Source organism: Rhodoplanes azumiensis, assembly GCF_042682915.1.
Classification (GTDB): Bacteria; Pseudomonadota; Alphaproteobacteria; order Rhizobiales; family Xanthobacteraceae; genus Rhodoplanes; species Rhodoplanes azumiensis.
The window spans coordinates 1-19,243 of record NZ_JBHUIW010000004.1; the positions used below are offsets into that span (position 1 = coordinate 1).

Consider the following 19,243-nt stretch of genomic DNA (forward strand, 5'->3'; position numbering starts at 1 on the left):
ATACTGCGCCCAGATCCTCGGACATCGGACGCGTTAACCTGGATTCGGAGCCCTGGCGCCGGATCCGGGATGCAGGAACCGCCGGACGGCGGCCAGCGCGGCGACGACGGCGCGGGTCGGACGGGCCGCAGGCTCCGCCCCGACCGGCACGAGCCCGCCCCCCGCCGGAGCGCGGGCACGCCTCCGGAGCGCGGGAACCCGTCCGGGGCCGGGCCACGCCCCGTGACGCGACGAGAGGCGCATCGGCGAACGGACGCGCGACGCCGAAACGAAATCGGCGTCATCGGCCTTGACGGTCGACGACGCCGGTCATCTCGCTCGACGCATGGCGGTCCGCCGCATCGCCGGCGGGCCGCCCGTGGGCGACCCGCATGGCCATGCTCAGAGTCTCACTTCGCCTTCGCCGGAGCGGCAGCGGCCGTCCGCGCCGGAGCCGGCCCGACCAGGATCGGATAATCCTTGATCATGCTGACGCCGTTGAGCGGCTTGGCGTTGCCCTCGTGGCAGGTGGCGCAGTTGGACTTCAACACGTCACCCATGGGCCCGAGCCGGTTCTCCGGGAACACCGGCTTCAGCGGCTCGAGGAACTCGTTGTTCAGGGCCCGGGTCATCCGGATCCCGTACCACGCGGTCGCCCGTTGCGGGGTGCTCTGATCCCAGGCCACGAACGAACGACTGTTGTGGCAGTAGGTGCAGTTGACGCCCAGCCCTTGCGAGACGTGCATCATGAACCCGTAGGTCGCTTCGGTCGCCTGCATGGAAGCCATGTCACGGCTGTGAAGCACGCGGGTGGCCGGCACGACGCGGAGATCCTCGGAGGCCTTCAGGAACGATCCGAAGGTCTCGTTCGGGAGCGACGAGAAGGCGGCCGTCTCCGACCCCTTGTTCTGGCTGATGCGCGTGCCGACGGTCCGGAACGCCCGCGGCGGCAGCGGCTCGGACCAGGTGTTCGCCGGCACCGGCTGGCCGCGATGGCACGCCCAGCAGGTGACGCCGGTGTCGGCCACGTGGATCTTCCAGCTGCCGTTGATGTAGCGGACCATCTCCAGCATGCGGCGGGAGACGATCTTGGTGTAGGGCCGATCCGCGGCGAGATCGTTCTCGTCGTGGCAGTAGGCGCAGCCCTGCTCGGGCGACACCCAGGTGGTGATGTCGGTCATCAGCCGCAGGAAGTCGTTGGCGTCCATGTCGCCGAGAACCTTCAGGTTCTTGTACTCCTGGGACGCCTTCCTGTTGGCCTTGTCCACCGCCGGAGCCGGCTCCGGCAGACGATTGGCGACCGCCTTGGCGGCGGCGGCGCGGGCCGTGATGTTCTCCTCCATGGCCAGGCCGCGGAAGCCGCGCTGAACCGACTGCACGGGCGAGAACTCGAAGGTGTTCACCACGAAGATCACCGCCAGGACAGCGGCGACGACCCCGATCAAACCGACCGTGAACTTGCTCATGGCAGGACTCCCGTCAGGGTGTTCGGATCCACGACGGGCGGGAACACTGCCGGGTAGGTCGGAACCAAGCCGTGCTTCACCCCCCACAGGAACCAGTTGTCAACCACGGTCCCCGAGAGGAGCATGCCGATGCCGCCGGTCAGCGGGCAAAGGACCGCGAACCACCACGCCCAGCGGTGAATGGACTCGGCCGTCGCGTTGAAGCCCATCGTCCACCGCCAGAACAACGCACCGCGCTCGTAGGCGGTGCCGCGGTCGACGATCTGCTCGACCTCCCGCTCGCCGCCGAAGTGACTCATCGCCAGAACGGTCGCGCCGTGCATCGCGAACAGCACGGCGGAGCCGTACAGGAACGCGATCGAGAGCATGTGGAAGGGGTTGTAGTACAGGTTGCCGTAGCGGATCGAGAACGCCGCCGTCCAGTCGAGATGCGGGAAGATCCCGAACGGCACGGCCTCGGCCCAGCTGCCCAGCAGAACCGGGCGGATGAAGCCGATGACGAGGTACAGCCAGATCGCCGAGGCGAACGCCCAGGCGAGATGCGTCCCCATCCCGAGCACCCGCGCCCGCTTGTAGACGTGCCACCACCACAGCAGGATCGACACCGTGAGGAAGAAGCCGGCGATCAGCCACCAGCCGCCCTCGTTGAGCGGCGGAATGCTGATGCCGTACTTGGGCGCCGGCGGCTCGAGCGCGAGCCACGGCAGCTGACGGACGAACTGGATCGGATCCCAGTTCACCGAGGCCCACATGTTGAGCCCGATGATCTCGATCGCCACCAGACCGCAGAGCACCGATGCCACCCCGGTCCATCCGAGATAGATCGGACCGATCTGCGCGTCGCCGATCTTGCCAAGCCAGTAGGAGAAGATCCCCTTTCCCGTCCTGGCGCCCAGGCTCCCGGGCAGCGGGACGCCGACATAGGCGGGCCCGCGGACCTGAACCTGGGTGAAGATGTTTTGATACTCGGCCATGAAATGCCCTCCTAACGCCAGATCGGGAGGTCAAGCCACCAGTTCCACCACTCCGGCCAGCCGCGCGACCAGAACGGACCACTGATGACGATGCAGACGGCGCTCCAGAACGCGGAACTGAGCGCCAGGAACAGGCCGAGCCGATGAATGCCGAGCGTTCCGACCGAGTAACCGATCGTGTCGCGGAAGATCGTATTCTCGTGCTCCGCGCCCTTGACGACCTCGCCCTCTCCGGGATTGGCAGCCGAGAGGATCAGAGATCCGTGCATCGCCAGCGCGAGCGTCGTCGTAAAGAAGAACGTTATCGCCAGCATATGCGCGGGGTTGTAATGGAAGTGCAGGTACTGGTATCCGATATTGGACACCCAATCGAGGTGGCTCATGATGCCGTAGGGGAAGCCGTGCCCCCAGGCGCCCATCAGCACCGGACGAATGACGACCAACGTGAAATACGCGAAGATCGCGAAGCCGAACGCGACCGGGATGTGATAGCCCATGCCGAGCTTACGTGCGATCTCGGCTTGCCGGAGCGCCCACGACACGAATGCGCCGAGAGCGCAGACCGTGATCAGCTGCCACAAGCCACCTTCCTTGAGCGGGGCGAGCTTGAGCCCGTAGCTCAGGTCCGGCGGTGCGATGTTGATCTGCCAAATGTTGAAGGTCGGCCCGAGGGCCGCGCCGTAGACGATCAAGAGGGTTCCGAGTGTCGCGAACAGGATCGTCGTCACTCCGAAGAAGCCGACATAGAACGGCCCCACCCAAAAATCGAAGAGATCCCCGCCGATCAACGTCCCCCCGCGGACGCGATACTTTCGTTCAAAGCTGAGCATGGCCATGCTCTGTCCTCCGCTCAGGTAGCGCCGCAAGCGCCGCCCCGTTTTCGATCCCGGCTACGGGCGGGGCGCGAGGTCGCGCCACCGCCCGCCGACCGGTCTTGCGGCTCAGGTCAGCAGATTCGGCGTCATGATCGACGCCGCCTTTGCCGGGACGTTCTGCGGGAACTCAAGCCAGTTGAGGCGCGAGGTGCCGAGCAGGATGAAGTGGATCAGCAGCGCCAGAATGGTGAGGAACGTGAACAGCGCCACCAGAACACGCCGCGGATCGAAAAGAAGCCAGATCTTCCACATGTCTAACTCTCCCCTTCCTTAGACCAGCGACGTCACGACGTCCTGCAGCATCACCCAGCCGGCAGGAGCCTTCGCGAGCCACGGACGGAAGTTCCACGCGAGGACGTGGGCGATCGCAGCGACGACGATGAAGCCGACGAAGCTGGAAACGAAGATGGCGTGGAATTCCTTCGCCTCAGCCTCGGACAAGCCTGACAAAGACGTATCAGCCATGGAGATAATCTCCGATGAATGGCCTTGCGGCCGTTACCGCGCCCATCCCGCGCGGCTTGGGAAGTCGTGGCGAGCCACGACGATCTGTCGCCCGGCAGCGTCGGGCGAAGCTCTTGGAACGCCGTCATCCCATGAAAGCGAACGGGACGTACTTGCAGGCCGCCGCGCGCGCCTCGGCGATGACGGACCGGTCACCGGACTCCTTGCTCATGCGCGACGCACGTTGAAGGAGCCGACGTCCGATGGCCTCCAGCAGGAAGGCCACGAAGGCCGCCGCGAAGATCAGGCGATAGTCCATCGCCTCCTTCGCCGAGTGGCCCGCCAAGAGGCGCTGCGACAGGCGCTCCGTTCTCTCAGCCATGAGCATACCCTCCTGTTGAATGACTGACCGCCGGCACCTGCGGCGCACGGCGTGAATCCGTTGATGAAAAAGCGAGGCGTGGGGCCGGACGCGGAAGCGGGGTCATACCGTCTCTCCCATCGCCGCGGCGTCGACGCCGAGAACATGTCGTTCCGTCACCCGCTCCTCGCCGGCCGCCCGGGCGCTGCGCTCGGCCGCGTCGCGCAGACGCTTGGCGGCCGAGATGCGCACCAGCACGGGCTGCCGCTCGACCAGACGGTCGAGCGCCCGCTTGGCGGCGTCGTCCCACGGCAGCTCGCGGTGCAGGCGCGACGGCGTCGCCTCGACGGCGTCGAGCGCACTGCCGAGCGGCAGAATGTGGAAGAGCGCGTCGAACAGCGAATTGCAGACCTCCTGGATCAGGTAGGTCGCACCCGCATAGCCCATGAACGGCGTGCCGGTGTGGCGCCGCACGATCGCGCCCGGGAACGAGGCCGGGATGAAGGCGGCGCGGCCGCCGATCTCGGCCAGATACATGCGCTCGTTATAAGACCCGAACAGGACGAGCGGCGTCTTCTCGTGGATCGCCCTGCGCACCGCCGCGTTGTCGGGCTTCACGCCGGCCGATCGGGCGACCGCGAAGTGACACGGCAGGCCCATCTCCTCCTCGAGGAAATGACGCACACCGCGGGCGTAGGTCTCGGTCGCGACGATGCCGAAGCTCGCCGTGCCGAAGAAGTCCTGGGTCACCGAGCGCCACAGATCCCACAGCGGCTTCACGGTGGTGTGCAGCTCGCGGGCGATGAACGGCTCCGGATCGAGACCGAGGAGCTCGCCCAGCGCACGCAGGAACTTGGTGGTCGAGTGCAGTCCGATCGGCGCCTGCAGATAGGGGCGCTCCAGCGTCTCGCACAGCAGCCGGCCGAACTCCCGGTACAGGCAGACGTTGACGTCGGCGTCGGCGAGCCGCGGGATGTCGGCGAGATGCGTGCCGAGCGGGAACACCAGGTTCACCTCGGCGCCGATGCCCTCGACCAGGCGTCGGATCTCGGCGAGGTCCGACGGCATGTTGAAGGTGCCGTAGCACGGGCCGACGATGTTGACGCGCGGCTTCTCGCCGGGCTGGCGCGGCTTGCGGTCCGGCACCTTCCTGGAGCCGTACTCGCTCCACAGCCACGCCATCGCACGGTTGGCGCTCTGCCACTGGTCCTCGTCGATGGTGCGCGGCAGGAAGCGCTTGATGCCGGTGCCCTCGGGCGTCACGCCACCGCCGATCATCTCGGCGATCGAGCCGGTGACCACCACGGACGGCAGGTCGGGATCCAGCACCTTGTGGGCGCGGTGCATGGCGCCTTCGGTGCCGTGCTTGCCGAGCTCTTCCTCGGACAGGCCGGTGACGACGACGGGCAGCTCGTGCGGCGGCAGCGCGTCGGTGTAGTGCAGCACCGCGGTGACCGGCAGGTTCTCGCAGCCGACCGGTCCGTCGATGATCACCTGCAGGCCCTTCACGGCCGTGAACACGTAGACCGAACCCCAGTAGCCGCCGGCGCGATCGTGATCGAGGAGGAGCATCAGATCATCTCCTCCGCCTTGCGCTTCTTGGCCTGCGCGGCGAGCTGGCGCCGCACCTTCTCGCGAAACTCCGGCCGCGCCTTCGGCACGTCCTCGTGGACGCCGGCCGTGTCGCCGATGCCGACGCCGCGGAACAGCTCGGTCATGGCGTCGAAGCGCGCCTTGTTGGCCATCGCGGTGTTGACCACGACGGCGAGCGAGCCGGCGCCGGCGACGCCCATCAGCGGGCGCGCCGAGATCAGATTGGTGAAGTAGAGGGCCGGGATGCCCTGCTGCTTGGCGTGCTGGACGACCGGCGTCGTGCCGATCGCGAGATCGGGCGCGAAGGCGTCGACGGCCGCGATGTCCTGCTCGAGCGAGGCGCGGTACTGCACCTTGACGCCCTTCGTCTCGAGCCACGTCCGGTCGCTCTCCGACCAGCGGGTGCGCGGGCAGGCCGTGCCGACATACGGAACCTCGGCGCCGCTCTCGATCAGCAGGCGGGCGACCAGGAGCTCGGAGCCCTCGTAGCCCGACACCGTGATGCGGCCGCGCACCGGATTGGCGGCGAGCGCACTCTTGATGGCCGGCAGCATCCGCGCCTTCGCGGCGTCGACCTTGTCGGCCGAGACGCCGCAGGCGACGCCGATCGCGTCGAGCCAGGCCGCCGTGCCGTCGACGCCGACCGGCGCCGAGCCGACGATCGGCCGGCCGGCCGTCTCGAACTCGCGCAGCGAGGCCGTGTAGAACGGATGAATGGCGGCCACCACGGCGCAATCCAGCGCCGCATAGAGCTCGCGCCATTCGCGGGTCGGCACCACCGGGCCGGCGGCGAGCCCCAGCGGCTCCAGCATCATGCCGATGCCGATCGGATCGGCCGGGAACATCTCGCCGAGCAGCGTGACGGTCGGCTTGTCGCTGCGGCCGCCGCGCGGCGCCTGCACGGGGCCCTGCTCGGCCTCGTTGCGCGCATAGGCGAGCATGGCGCCGGCCAGCACGTCCTTCGCCTCGGCATGGGTCGGCACGCCGAAGCCCGGCACGTCGATGCCGATGACGCGGACGTCGTTGATGGTCTTGGGCAGGAGCTGCAGCGGCACGCCCGACGCGGTCGGGACGCACAGATTGATGATCACGACGGCGTCGTGGCGGGCCGGATCGGCGAGCTTGAAGACGGCCTCGTGGATGTCCTCGAACAACTTGCCGGTGACCAGCGTCTCGGAGTTGAACGGAACGTAGCCGACGCTGCGCCGCGCGCCGTAGAAGTGCGACGTGAAGGTGAGCCCGTAGACGCAGCAAGCCGAGCCGGACAGCACCGTCGCGGTGCGCCGCATCCGCAGGCCGACGCGCAGGCTGCCGAAGGCCGGGCACATCGACTGCGGCTGGTCGTGCGGGCCGACCGGATAGTCGGCCGCGTAGCGATCGAGCGTCTCGGTCTTGCCGGCGGCGGCCGCCGCCTTGCGCATCTCGTCGACCCCGGCGTGACAGCCGCCCGCGGCCGAGCCGACGTCCCCCGGCGCCGCCTCGGCCGGCGCAGCGGAACCGGTCGTCGCCTGATCGAGCGTCACGGCCGCGGCGGTGTCGTACACCACCTCGGTGCTGGCGCTGGTCGCGACTGCGGTATCGGGTCGGCTCGACGTCATGATGAAACGCTAAGTCTCCGGTCCGGGCAACGTCTCAGACGGTGTCGTAAATCACTTCGAGCGACGGCTTCGGCGCGAAGCTGCCGCCGCGCATGTCTTCCTGGGTCGCCGGCATCAGCACGACGTCGCGGCCGACCGTGTCGCTCGAGAACAGGCCGAGCAGCGCGTCCTGCGACAGCGGCTTCGGCCGTTGCGGCGGCGCCTCGGCGACGTTGGTCGCGAGCTGCTCGAACAGCGGCGCCCACTCGGTGCCGGGCCGGCCGACGATCTGATAGGCGGCGCTCTTGCGGCGGATGTCCTCGTTGGCGGGAATCGCGGCGAGCACCGGGATCCCGGCCTTCTCGGCGAAGGCCTTCGCCTCGCCGGTGCCGTCGTCCTTGTTGATCACCATGCCGGCGACGCCGACATTGCCGCCGAGCTTGCGGAAATACTCCACGGCCGAGCAGACGTTGTTCGCGACATAGAGCGACTGCAGGTCGTTCGAGCCGACCACGATGACCTTCTGGCACATGTCGCGGGCGATCGGCAGGCCGAAGCCGCCGCACACCACGTCGCCCAGGAAGTCGAGCAGCACGTAGTCGAAGCCCCACTCGTGGAAGCCGAGCTTCTCCAGCGTCTCGAAGCCGTGGATGATGCCGCGCCCGCCGCAGCCGCGCCCGACCTCCGGGCCGCCGAGCTCCATGGCGAACACGCCGTCGCGCTTGAAGCAGACGTCGGAGATCGTGATCTCCTCGCCGGCCAGCTTCTTCCGCGACGAGGTCTCGATGATGGTCGGGGTGGCGCGGCCGCCGAACAGCAGCGAGGTGGTATCGCTCTTCGGGTCGCAGCCGATCAGCAGGACACGCTTGCCCTGCTGCGCCATCATGTAGCTGAGATTGGCGAGCGTGAAGCTCTTGCCGATGCCGCCCTTGCCGTAGATGGCGATGATCTGCGTCGCCTTCGACGACGACGTCGGCACCGGATCGGGCTCGATCGCGGCTTCGGCGCGCAGGTGGGCGGGGTCCATCGGCATCGGAGCGTTCATGCGTACCCTCTCCAGTCCAGGATCATCTTGAGGCAGGCCGGATCGGTGAACGCGGTGCGGTACGCGTCGGGCGCGTCCGCGGCGGCGCAACGATGGGTGATGAGACCGTCGAGGGACAGACGCCCCGTCTCGACCAGGCTCTTCACGGCGACGAGATCCGGCTCGCGCCATTCGGCGGCGACCCGGAGGGAGATCTCCCGCATGAAAGCGGGCGGGAAGGCGAAGCCGAGCGGCTCGCTGTAGAAGCCGGCGAGCACGATCTCGCCCTTCGGCGCGAGGCGCGCGATGAGCGTGTCGAGCAGCTTGGAGTCGCCCGAGACGTCGTAGATCGCCTTGTAATCACGTCGCGGATCGTCGGCCGGGTCGATCACCCGGTAGCCCTGCGCGCCCTTCGCGCGACCGGCGTCGCGCTCCCACACGGTCGGCGGCTCCCCGCCCGCCAGCACCGCCAGTCGGGCGAGGAGACGACCGAGGACGCCGTGCCCGACGATCAGGTCCGGAGGCGTCCGATCGGCCCCCGCCATGGCGTGATACGCGGTCGCGGCCAACGCCATGAGGACGCCCAGCTCGTTCAGATCGTCGGCGATGGGCATCGCCTTGGCGCCCGGGACCACGACCCGGCGCGCGGCGCCGCCGAACAGCCCGCGGACGTCACCGAAGCAGCGCGCGCCCGGCACGAACACGTGCTCGCCGACCCGCCGGCCCGAACGCTCGCCCGCCGACGTGATGCGACCCACCGATTCGTACCCGGGCACCAGAGGATAGCCGAGCCCCGGAAACGGCGGCATCCGCCCCGACCAGAGCAGACGCTCCGTACCGGTGCTGATCCCGCTCCAGTCGATGTCGACGACCACATCCTCGTCACCGGGATGCGTGAGGTCGAGTCGACTGAGGACGAGGCGTTCGGGTTCCTCTAGGACGACCGCAACTGTGTCCATGACGTCTCCGAGCCAGACCGCAAGGAGGCTAAAACACCGACTTGGAGTGTCAGCCTACGCTTACTGCCCCCTATGTCAAGTCGTATTGTCATATCGCTCCAAGGAACCTAGGCTTCGGCGACAATCAATTGAATTAAAACGGGATTTCTAGTTGTCACGAGACGTGGACGGTGGAAGCCGGCAGCTGTCAGGAGGGCGCACAACACCTCCGGCGTTCGCGGGCGGCCTCGCCCCATCGCCATCAGGTAGAACCCGAAATAGGCTTCGCCCAACGGCGCCGCGCCGGGCGCCCCGGACATCGGCTCGGCGACGATCACGCGCCCGCCGGCCGGCAGGGCGCGGTGCACGGCGGCGAGCAGGGCCCGTACCGTCGGCTCGTCGTGGTCGTGCAGGACACGCACCAGCGACACGGTGTCGGCGCCCTCGGGCAGCGGGTCGGCGCGGAAGTCGCCGGCCCGGATCGTGATCCGGTCGGCCAGGCCGGCCGCCAGGACGTTCGCCCGCGCCCGCTCGGCGACGGCCGGCAGGTCGAACAGCATCAGCGACAGGCCGGGATGGCGGGCCGCGACGGCGGTGAGGAACGCCCCCTCGCCGCCCCCGACGTCGAGCAGGCCGCGCCGGCCGGCGAGCGGCGCCGCGGCCAGAACCTCGTCGGCGATGAAGCCCTGCGTCGCCGCCATCAGGCGCGAATAGGAGGCGACGGCCTCGGGCGGGAGGGCGCCGGGCGCGCCACGGCCCGCATAGGCCCAGAAGCGGCCGAGCTCGGGGTCGGCCTCGCCGCGCAGGAGCGCCACCGGATCGGCCAAGTCCCGGTAGAACAGTGCGTGGTGCTCGATCATGTCGGGCAGGCCGGCATTGCCGCGCAGCGCGGCGCCGTGGCGACCGAGCGCGAAGCGATCGTCGCCGCACGGCTCGGTGAGATCGAGGGTGGCGGCGGCGGCCAGCAGCCTTCGGGCGGCGTCCTCGGACAGCCCGGTGCGGGCCGCGATCGCGGCGATCGAGAGCGGCCCGTCGGCCAAAAGGTCGAACACCTTCAGCCGCACACAGGCGAACAGGATCTGCGAGTAGACGAAGCCGGCCACGATATCGAACAGCGCCCGGGTGCGGGCGCGGGCGATCGGGCGGGTCAGCGGGAAGGCGGCAGCGAGCCGTTGGAAGCGGGGCGACGCGAGCACGCCGTTGCGCAGCGCCAGCCAGCGCTCGCGCCAGACCGAGGACGGATCCCGGGGCGTCGGGTCTTTCACGTCGCCACTCGCCTCTCACGCGCCACCTCTCCCCCGGCGGGGAGAGGTTCGGGTCTCGCGGGCCGTGGTCGCGCGGCGGATCAGGCCGCCGCGGCGGCGAGGCGCTTCGGCACCAGCCGCTTCGCCTCGGACATGATGAGGGCGCGCAGGTCGCCGGCGCCCTGGCAGGGCGGAATGCCGGCGATCGCCTCCTTCACCAGGGTCTCGAGCCGGTGCATGGCGCCGTCGATGCCGAGGTCGCGCACCGCGCTCGGGCGGCCGAGCGCCGCGTCGCGGCCGATCGGCTTGCCGAGCTCCTCCTCGTCGGAGGCGGCGTCGCGCAGGTCGTCGGCGACCTGGTAGGCGAGGCCGAGCTTCGCGCCGACCACCTTCCAGGGCTCCGGATCGTGACCGGCGGCCGCGGCACCCAGCATGGTCGCGGCCGAGAACAGCGCCCCGGTCTTCTGCTCGTGGTACTCGACGAGGTCGCAGAACGGCTCGCACTCCCAGGCCTGGCCGGCCGCGATGCCGCTCGGCATGCCGACCGACTGGCCGACGATGCGCATGACATGGGGCAGCCGCTCGGGCGAGCAGGCGACGTAGGAGAGCTGCTCGAACGCCAGCACGATCAGGGCGTCGCCCGCCAGCACCGCGATCCGCTCGCCATAGGCGACATGGACCGAGGGCTTGCCGCGCCGCAGCGGCGCGTCGTCGAAGCACGGCAGGTCGTCGTGGATCAGCGAGGCGCAGTGCAGCAGCTCGATCGACGCGGCGGCCGCCTCGGTGAGGGCCGGCTGATCGTCGCCACAGGCCGCCGCAGCGGCGAGGCAGAGGCGCGGGCGGACCCGGGCACCGCGCGGGAACACCGCGTACCGCATCGCCGAGGCGAGCTTGCTGGGAGCGGCGGGGGTTTCGACCCGGGCCAAGGCGGCGTTGAGAGCCTGCTCGATCCTCGTGCTACTATCCATGCGTTCAGCCCCTGATGGCGAGCAAAGATATGTAATGATCCATTGTCACGTCGAACTGTCACGCAGTATAGACACATGGACACCGAACTCAACGGTATTTCTCCGGATTGGTGAGCGTGGCGCGTGAGTCCGCGATCGTGGTGGGGGCCGGCGCGGGTGGACTCGCCGCCGCCATCGATTTGGCGCTCGCCGGGATCGCCGTGACGGTCGTCGAGGCCGCCGCGACCCCGGGCGGCAAGCTGCGCGAGGTCGTGGTCGACGGCCGCGGCATCGATGCGGGCCCGACCGTCTTCACCATGCGCTGGGTGTTCGAGGCGCTGTTCGGCGCCGCCGGCACCAGCCTCGACCGCGAGATCACGGTGACCCCGCTCGACGTCCTGGCCCGCCACGCCTGGGACGACGGCGCGCGGCTCGACCTCTATGCCGACAACGCCCGTTCGGCCGACGCCATCGGCGACTTCGCGGGCGCCGACGAGGCGAGGCGCTTCCTCGCGTTCTGCGACCGCGCCGCCCGCATCTACAAGACGCTCGAAGGCCCGTTCCTGCGCGCCCATCGCTGCCGCTCGCCGTTCGACCTGGCCCGGCGGCTCGGCCTCGCCCGGCTGCCCGAGCTCGCCGCGATCTCGCCCTTCGCCACCATGTGGAGCGCGCTCGGGCGCCACTTTCACGATCCGCGCCTGCGCCAGCTGTTCGGGCGCTACGCCACCTATTGCGGCTCGTCGCCCTTCCTCGCCCCGGCGACCCTGATGCTGGTCGCCCATGTCGAGCAGCAGGGCGTCTGGCTGATCGAGGGCGGCATGCGGCGGCTCGCCGACGCGCTGGTGCGCACCGCCGAGCGGCTCGGCGTGACGGTCCGGCTCGGCACGCCGGTCTCCGAGGTGGTGGTCGAGCGCGGCCGCGCCGCCGGCGTCGTGCTGGCGACCGGGGAGCGGCTCGATGCCGACAGCGTCGTGGTCAACGCCGACGTCGCCGCGCTCGCCGACGGGCGGCTCGGCATCGCGGCGCGCGGCGCCGTGACGGGCGTGCCGCCGAAGGCGCGCTCGCTCTCGGCCGTCACCTGGTGCGTGATGGCGGAACCCGAAGGCTTCCCGCTGCATCACCACACGGTGTTCTTCGCGCCCGACTACCGGGCCGAGTTCGACCGGCTGATGCGCGAGCGCCGCCTGCCCGCCGACCCGACCGTCTATGTCTGCGCCCAGGACCGCTGCCAAAATCGACCTCGGAATCGGCGGCGCGACGGCGACGTCGGCGACGCGACGAACGGCCGAGCGAACCGACCGGAGCCGCTGTTCGTACTCGTCAACGCGCCGCCGACCGGCGACACGGCGCCCCCGTCCGCCGCGGCGGTCGAGATCGCCCGGCATGCCGCCTTCGAACGGCTGCGGCGCTGCGGCCTCGCGTTGCGCCCGGCGGGCGACGCCGTCGTCACCACGCCGGAAGATTTTCACCGGCGCTTTCCGAGCACCGGAGGCGCGCTCTACGGAAGGGCTTCGCACGGATGGATGGCATCGTTCCGGCGGCCGGGATCGCGAACGCGGATTCCGGGGCTGTATCTGGCGGGCGGCAGCACGCATCCGGGACCGGGCGTCCCGATGGCGGCACTGTCGGGCCGGCTGGCGGCGGCCGCCGTGATCGCGGACCGCGCTTCGACGAGCCGGTCGCGCCCGGCGGATATCTCTGGTGGTATGTCGACGCGCTGAGCCAGGACGGCCGCCACGGGCTGACCATCATCGCCTTCGTCGGCAGCGTGTTCTCGCCCTACTACGCCTGGGCGCGCCGACGCACCCCGGGCGGTCTCGCCGACCCGCACGACCACTGCGCCATCAACGTCGCGCTCTACGGCGAGCCGCGGCGCTGGGCCATGACCGAGCGCGGCCGCGGCAAGCTGTCTCGCGACGCGACCACCCTGTCGATCGGTCCGAGCGCGCTCGCCTGGGACGGCGAGACGCTCGTGATCACGATCGACGAGACGACCGTGCCGGTGCCGTCGCGACTCTCCGGGACCGTGCGGGTGCGACCGGCGGCGCTCACCGGTGCGACCTTCGCGCTCGACGACGCCGGGCGTCACCTGTGGCGGCCGATCGCGCCCTGCTCCGACGTGGAGGTGGCGTTCTCGAGACCCGCGCTCGCCTGGCGCGGCCACGGCTATCTCGACAGCAATCGCGGCGAGACGCCGCTGGAGAGCGCCTTCGTGCGCTGGGACTGGTCGCGCGCCACGCTCGCGGACGGCGCCGCCGTGCTCTATCACGCGATCCGCCGCGGTGCGGACGGCCCGGGCGGCGAAGCCGGTCGTGATCACGACGGACGTGATCACGACGGCGTCGACGAGCGCGCGCTGGCGCTGCGCTTCGACCGCGCCGGCACGGTCACGCCCGTCGAGGTGCCGCACCGCGTGGTGCTTCCCGACACCCTGTGGCGGATGCCGCGCGAGACGCGCAGCGACGTCCCCGACGGCATGCGGGTCGCGGCGACCTTCGAGGACTCCCCCTTCTACACCCGCTCGCTGCTCACCGGCACGCTGCTGGACGAGGAGGTGTCGGCCATCCACGAGAGCCTGTCGCTCGATCGCTTCGTCGCGCCTTGGGTGCAGGCGATGCTGCCGTTCCGCATGCCGCGACTGCGATGACGGGCGGCCGAACGCGGGCGTCAGCGCCAGCGGATCTCGAACGTGCAGGCGGGGGCGCCCATGGCTTCGCAGGCCGTCTCGGTGACGGTCGCGTTCCGATGCACCAGGACGCGGAACAGGCGCTCGAAGGTGGCGCCGTAATAGTCGCAGACCGGCGCGTCGGCCGTCGCGCCGCGGCACACCGGATTGCCGGCGATGGCGAAGCGCACCGGATGACCGGCCGTGGCCGTGAACACGCCGGAGCCGGCGAAGGTCCAGGAATGCTTGCCGATCGCGCCGAGCAGGATGCGGGCCGAGAGCCCGGCCGGCAGGATCTTCAGGATCGGCTGGATCGCCCGCGGGATGCGGTTGGCGAGCAGATACTCGGCGGTCAATTCGCCGGCCCGCCGGCCCGCCGCCCTGGCGGCCGCGAGACTGAGGACGTCGCGCACGACCGTGTGGATCGCCACGACGTCGCGCTCGTCGACCATGTGGTCGGGGGCCTGGACCAGATGTCGCGAGAGGTCGGCGAGAGCGAACAGGCGCGCCGTCTCGGCCTCGCCGACCCGCTCGCGCAACGCCTCGATCATCCGGATGATGGCGTTCGGCCCGATGCGGGCGATGACGGTGTCCGAGGCGGGGGGATGATCACGGCCCGGAGCCGCGATCGAAAGAGGCTCGACGACGCTCGTCACGGTGGTCACGACCCCTGAAACATCGGCGCTCCGAAACGGTCATGGCCGGGCATGTCCCGGCCATCCGCGTCCTGCTGGTCCAAAGGCCCGCTCGTGGATGGCCGGGACGCGCCCGGCCATGACGAGTCGGCGAACGAGGAGGGCCTCAGCAGGCGCGCACGGCCTCGGGCTTCTCGTCCTTCTTCTTCTTGCGGCCCTTCGGGGCGGCCTGCAGCTCGGAGGCCTGGGCCTCGGTGATGGTGCGGGTCTCGTCGAAGCCGAAGTCGACCTTCTTGGACTGCGGCCCCCAGTAGCCGACGCGGCCGAGGTCGTAGAACTTCCGCTCGAACGAGCTCTTCAGATAGGCCTTCATGCAGCCCATCATGTAGCGGCGCTTCTCGCGGTCCCGGATGAACGGATACTCCAGGAACATCTTGCGCATGTAGAAGCGGCGGTAGTTGTGCATCACGCGGTCGAGCAGCTCGGGCCGCGTCATCGCGTCCGGCTTCATGATCGGCGTGACGAAGTTGTACTTCTCGAAGTCGAACACCTCGACCTTGTCGCCCATGTCCTGGAACAGGTCGGAGAACGGCCACGGCGTGAACATCGACCAGTTGGCCATGTCGCAACCCCAGTCGCGGGCCATCTGGTAGGTCTCTTCCAGCGTCTCGCGGGTCTCGTTCTCGAGGCCGACGATGAACTGCGCCTCGGAGACGATGCCGTGCTTGCGCAAGAGCTCGATGGCGCGCTTGTTCTGCGCCACCGTGGTCTCCTTGTTGAAGAGGTCGAGCTTGAGCTGTGCCGCCGCCTCGGTGCCGAGCGAGATGTGGATCAGGCCGGCCTTGCGGTAGAGCGGCAGCAATGCCTCGTCACGCAGCACGTCGGTGACCCGGGTGTTGATGCCCCACTGGACCGGCAGCTTGCGGGCGACCAGCTCCTCGCACAGGGCGACGAACTTCTTGCGATGGATGGTCGGCTCCTCGTCGGCCAGGATGAAGAAGCCGACGCCGTGCTCCTTCACCAGCACCTCGATCTCGTCGACCACCTTGACCGGGCTGCGGACCCGGTAGGTGCGCCAGAACTTCCATTGCGAGCAGAACGAGCAGGTGAACGGGCAGCCGCGGGCGAAGTTCGGCACCGCGAGGCGCGTGTTCAGCGGGATGTAGATGTACTTGTTCCAGTCGAGAATGCCCCAGTCCGGGCTGAGGACGTCGAGGTTCTCGATCGGCGGGGCGGCGGCCGTGGCGACGATGGCGGCGCCGTCCGAATAGGCGATGCCTTTGACGTTTTCCGGGTTCTTCTTGAACTCGCCGGAATCGACCGCGCGCACCAGGTCGAGCAGGATCTGCTCCCCCTCGCCGCGGATGACCACGTCGATCCAGGGCGCCTCGGCCAGCACCTGCTTGTACATGAAGGTCGCGTGGATGCCGCCGATCGCCGTCACGGCGTTCGGGCACTCCTCGCGGGCGATCTGCAGAGCCCGCTCGGCCTTGTAGATCGCCGGCGTGATCGCGGTGGCACCGATCAAGTCCGGCTTCACGCGACGAAACTCGGCCCGGAGCTGATCCTCCGTGAGATTGTCCGTCATCGCGTCGACGAAGGTGACGTCGGTGTAACCGTTGGCCTTCAGGGTGCCGGCCAGATAGGCGACCCAGGCCGGCGGCCAGTTGCCGGCGATTTCCGCTCCGCCCGAGTGATAATTGGGATGCAGGAGCAAAATACGCATGGCGGACCTCCCGGGGCGTTGGACGCGCGTGCTGTTGCCGATGGCGCGCGGATCAATGCGAGTGATCGTCAATCACTATTAGACAGCAGGGACTGACAATCGAAATTGACAATTGTCATGCGGAGCCGTTTCGCGGGGCTGCCGCGGTTCAGGTTTCGAGACGCACGAAGCGCCCGCCGCGGTTATCGGCAGCGGCGCTCATCTCGCGCTGACCGAGGCGCTCGAACAGGTCGAGCACCCAGGCGATGCGGCGATCGAGATTCCACCACGGGGCGCGGGCGGGATCCGGGCGGGTGCGGCCGAGCGGGTGGGCCTCGACCGCCTCGACCAGGAAGCGGGTCTCGGGCAGCGGGTCGTTCGGCGCCGCCTTGGACACCAGCGGCGCCGTCGCGAACGCGCGGGCGAGCAGCTCGAGCTTGCGGCGGCCCGGCACATAGGCGCGTCGCGACACGGAATCGAGGCCGTTCGCCTCGATCACCCGGCCGATCTCGGCATACATGATGCGGGCCGCGAGGATGCCGGGGCGGCAGCCGAGCGGCAGCCGGGCGATGCCGGCCTCGGCACGCGTATAGAGCACGTCGGCGGCGGCGAGCAGGCGGGAGACGATCCGGGCGACGCGCTCGTCGAACACCGGATCGGCCAGCCAGGCGTCGGGATCGAGCCCCTCCGCGCGCATCCAGGCGAGCGGCATGTAGATGCGGCCCATCCGGGCGTCCTCGCCGATGTCGCGGCAGATGTTGGTGATCTGCATGGCGACGCCGAGGTCGCAGGCACGCGCCAGCGTGGTCGAGTCGCGCACGCCCATCAGCAGCGTCATCATGGCGCCGACCGTGGCGGCGACCCGCGCCGAGTAGGCGACGACGCCGGAAAGATCCTCGTAGCGGCGGCCCTCGGTGTCCCAGGCGAGGCCTTCGAGCAGCGCCTCGGGGATCGCCCGCGGGATCGCGTAGCGGGCCACCATGTCGGCGAAGGCGCGGTCGGTCGCCGTGGGCAGCGGCCGGCCGTCGTAGGCGAGCGCGAGGCGCTCGCGCAGGCGCTCGACCGCACCCTTCTCGCGGCCCTCGCCGTCGACCTCGTCGTCGGCGAAGCGGCAGAAGGCATAGAGCGTGTAGGCGGGCGAGCGCACCGCGCAGGGCAGCAGCAGCGAGGCCGCGAAGAAGGTGCGCGACCCCTGCCGGATCATCGCCCGGCAGGCCGCGACGTCGTCGTCGGAGGCTTTAGGATTCTCGAGCCAGATCGGCACCATGGGGCACCACGCAGTCGAGCACGCGGGCGGACGACAGGACGCCGGGCAGGCCGGCGCCCGGATGGGTGCCGGCACCGACCAGGAACAGCCGGTCGACCTCCTCGCTGCGGTTGTGGGGACGGAACCACGCGCTCTGGGTGAACACGGGCTCGAAGCTGAACGCGGCCCCGAGAACGGAACGGAGTCGCGTCTGGAAATCCTGCGGCGTGACGATGCGGGACGTGACGATGGCGTCTTCCAGCCCGGGCAGCACGGTGCGGCCCAGGAACTCGGCGATGGCGCGGCGATACGGCTCGGCGGCGTGCGCCCAATCGATCCCGCTGGCGAGGTTCGGCACCGGCGACAAGACATAGAAGCCGTCGCACCCCTCCGGGGCGAGTGACGGATCGGTCGCGGTCGGGTGATGCAGGTAGAGGCTGAAGTCCGGCGCCAGCACCTTGCGGTCGAAGATGTCGCGCAGGAGCTCCTTGTAGCGCGGCCCGAGCAGGATCGTGTGGTGCGGAACGCCGCGATACTGTCGCTTCGTCCCGAAATACCAGACGAACAGGCTCATCGAGTAGCGCGCATTCTCGAGCTTCTTGTCGGTCCAGCGGCGCCGCACCTCGGCCGGCAGGAGCTTGCCGTAGGTCCAGGCGGCATCGGCATTGGAGACGACGATGTCGGCGGCGAGCGTCTCGCCCGAGACGAGCCGCACGCCGGTGGCGCGGCCGCCCTCGACCGTGATGGCCGAAACCTCCGAATTATAACGGATGCTGTTGCCCTGGCCCTCGATCAGCCCGACCAAGCCCTTGACCAACGCGCCGGTGCCGCCGCGCGGGAACCAGACGCCGAACTTCGACTGCAGATAGGTGATCAGGCAGTAGATCGAGGTGACGGCGAACGGATTGCCGCCGATGAACAGCGGATGGAAGGACAGCGCGATGCGCAGCCGCGGATCCTTCACGTAGCGCGCGGCGAGGCCGTGCACGCTGCGCCAGCTCTGCAGCCGGATGAACTCCGGCAGCACCTTGGCCATCGAGGCGAGCGAGCCGAACGGCACGTTGGACAGCTTCTCGAAGCCGACCTCGTAGATGTCCTTGCTCTTGGCGAGGAACCGCTCCCAGCCCTCGACGTCGCCGGGGGCGAGGCGGGCGATCTCGCGCCGCATGGCGTCGAGGTCGCTGCATTCCGTGTAGGTCTCGCCGTCGTCGAAACGGATCCGATAGAACGGATCGATCGGCTCGAGCGTGATGTCGTCGGAGAACTTCTTGCCGGCGACCGACCACAGCTCCTCGAACACCTTCGGGAGCGTGACGATGGTCGGCCCGGCGTCGAACGTGAAGCCGTCCTGGCGGAACACGGAGGCGCGGCCGCCCGGCTGGTCGAGCTTCTCCAGCACGGTGACGCGGTAGCCGCGCGCACCGAGCCGGACGGCGGCGGCCAGGCCCCCGAACCCGCTCCCGATCACGATGGCATGTGGCGCGCGAACCCCCGGTCCGACCACGGGCGAAGGCGGCCTATCGAGTGTCAAGCTGGACATCACGGTCGACTGTAACAGCTAATTGACAGT

Annotated in this window: 18 protein-coding genes; 2 read left to right on the top strand and 16 right to left on the bottom strand. The window is 69.4% G+C overall.

What is annotated here, in order from left to right:
• Positions 1–389: 389 nt before the first annotated feature.
• The 12 genes from pufC to ACFSOX_RS05235 all read right to left on the bottom strand — a co-directional run bounded on the left by pufC (position 390) and on the right by ACFSOX_RS05235 (position 11,443).
• Positions 390–1,445, bottom strand: coding sequence for a photosynthetic reaction center cytochrome PufC (gene pufC, locus ACFSOX_RS05180; RefSeq protein WP_378476729.1), 1,056 nt, complete (start codon positions 1,443–1,445; stop codon positions 390–392).
• A complete protein-coding gene (gene pufM / locus ACFSOX_RS05185) occupies positions 1,442–2,419 on the bottom strand; it encodes a photosynthetic reaction center subunit M (protein WP_378476730.1) in 978 nt (325 codons plus the stop codon). Before pufM ends, pufC begins: the two co-directional genes overlap by 4 nt.
• Before the next feature lie 11 nt (positions 2,420–2,430).
• A complete protein-coding gene (gene pufL, locus ACFSOX_RS05190; RefSeq protein ID WP_378476731.1) occupies positions 2,431–3,255 on the bottom strand; it encodes a photosynthetic reaction center subunit L in 825 nt (274 codons plus the stop codon).
• A 105-nt stretch (positions 3,256–3,360) separates the two neighbouring features.
• Entirely contained in the window at positions 3,361–3,546 is a 186-nt protein-coding gene (pufA, locus tag ACFSOX_RS05195; RefSeq protein WP_378476732.1) for a light-harvesting antenna LH1, alpha subunit, read from the bottom strand.
• Positions 3,547–3,564: 18 nt separating this feature from the next.
• The gene (gene pufB, locus ACFSOX_RS05200; RefSeq protein WP_378476733.1) at positions 3,565–3,759 is read right to left on the bottom strand and encodes a light-harvesting antenna LH1, beta subunit; all 195 of its coding nucleotides are present in this window, start codon (positions 3,757–3,759) and stop codon (positions 3,565–3,567) included.
• A gap of 124 nt (positions 3,760–3,883) precedes the next feature.
• Entirely contained in the window at positions 3,884–4,120 is a 237-nt protein-coding gene (locus tag ACFSOX_RS05205) for a hypothetical protein (protein ID WP_378476734.1), read from the bottom strand.
• Between the two features lie 102 nt (positions 4,121–4,222).
• Positions 4,223–5,671, bottom strand: a complete 1,449-nt coding sequence (gene bchZ / locus ACFSOX_RS05210; RefSeq protein ID WP_378476735.1) for a chlorophyllide a reductase subunit Z — start codon at positions 5,669–5,671, stop codon at positions 4,223–4,225.
• Positions 5,671–7,290 carry a chlorophyllide a reductase subunit Y gene (gene bchY / locus ACFSOX_RS05215; RefSeq protein ID WP_378476736.1) on the bottom strand — a complete coding sequence of 540 codons (1,620 nt, stop codon included), beginning with the start codon at positions 7,288–7,290 and terminating at the stop codon, positions 5,671–5,673. The genes bchZ and bchY overlap by 1 nt, the downstream gene beginning before the upstream one ends.
• A gap of 34 nt (positions 7,291–7,324) precedes the next feature.
• A complete protein-coding gene (locus tag ACFSOX_RS05220) occupies positions 7,325–8,314 on the bottom strand; it encodes a chlorophyllide a reductase iron protein subunit X (RefSeq protein WP_378476737.1) in 990 nt (329 codons plus the stop codon).
• Positions 8,311–9,252 carry a chlorophyll synthesis pathway protein BchC gene (bchC, locus tag ACFSOX_RS05225; RefSeq protein ID WP_378476738.1) on the bottom strand — a complete coding sequence of 314 codons (942 nt, stop codon included), beginning with the start codon at positions 9,250–9,252 and terminating at the stop codon, positions 8,311–8,313. The genes ACFSOX_RS05220 and bchC overlap by 4 nt, the downstream gene beginning before the upstream one ends.
• 107 nt (positions 9,253–9,359) lie before the next feature.
• The gene (locus ACFSOX_RS05230; RefSeq protein WP_378476739.1) at positions 9,360–10,496 is read right to left on the bottom strand and encodes a methyltransferase; all 1,137 of its coding nucleotides are present in this window, start codon (positions 10,494–10,496) and stop codon (positions 9,360–9,362) included.
• 80 nt (positions 10,497–10,576) lie between these two features.
• Positions 10,577–11,443 carry a polyprenyl synthetase family protein gene (locus ACFSOX_RS05235; protein ID WP_378476740.1) on the bottom strand — a complete coding sequence of 289 codons (867 nt, stop codon included), beginning with the start codon at positions 11,441–11,443 and terminating at the stop codon, positions 10,577–10,579.
• Positions 11,444–11,559: 116 nt separating this feature from the next.
• Here ACFSOX_RS05235 and crtD point away from each other — a divergent pair, with 116 nt between their 5' ends.
• Positions 11,560–13,143 (top strand): 1-hydroxycarotenoid 3,4-desaturase CrtD, encoded by a 1,584-nt coding sequence (gene crtD / locus ACFSOX_RS05240; RefSeq protein WP_378476741.1) that lies wholly within the window; start codon positions 11,560–11,562, stop codon positions 13,141–13,143.
• Positions 13,144–13,190: 47 nt separating this feature from the next.
• Positions 13,191–14,069: a carotenoid 1,2-hydratase gene (locus tag ACFSOX_RS05245; RefSeq protein WP_378476742.1), complete on the top strand. Its 879-nt coding sequence runs from the start codon at positions 13,191–13,193 to the stop codon at positions 14,067–14,069.
• Positions 14,070–14,089: 20 nt separating this feature from the next.
• Here ACFSOX_RS05245 and bchJ read toward each other — a convergent pair whose 3' ends face one another.
• The 4 genes from bchJ to ACFSOX_RS05265 form a co-directional block, all read right to left on the bottom strand.
• Positions 14,090–14,752 (bottom strand): bacteriochlorophyll 4-vinyl reductase, encoded by a 663-nt coding sequence (gene bchJ, locus ACFSOX_RS05250; protein WP_378476743.1) that lies wholly within the window; start codon positions 14,750–14,752, stop codon positions 14,090–14,092.
• Positions 14,753–14,888: 136 nt separating this feature from the next.
• Entirely contained in the window at positions 14,889–16,448 is a 1,560-nt protein-coding gene (gene bchE, locus ACFSOX_RS05255; protein WP_378476744.1) for a magnesium-protoporphyrin IX monomethyl ester anaerobic oxidative cyclase, read from the bottom strand.
• A gap of 148 nt (positions 16,449–16,596) precedes the next feature.
• On the bottom strand, positions 16,597–17,694 hold the full coding sequence (locus ACFSOX_RS05260) for a phytoene/squalene synthase family protein (RefSeq protein WP_378476745.1): 1,098 nt from the start codon (positions 17,692–17,694) through the stop codon (positions 16,597–16,599).
• Positions 17,666–19,213, bottom strand: a complete 1,548-nt coding sequence (locus tag ACFSOX_RS05265) for a phytoene desaturase (protein ID WP_378476746.1) — start codon at positions 19,211–19,213, stop codon at positions 17,666–17,668. The genes ACFSOX_RS05260 and ACFSOX_RS05265 overlap by 29 nt, the downstream gene beginning before the upstream one ends.
• Positions 19,214–19,243: the final 30 nt, after the last annotated feature.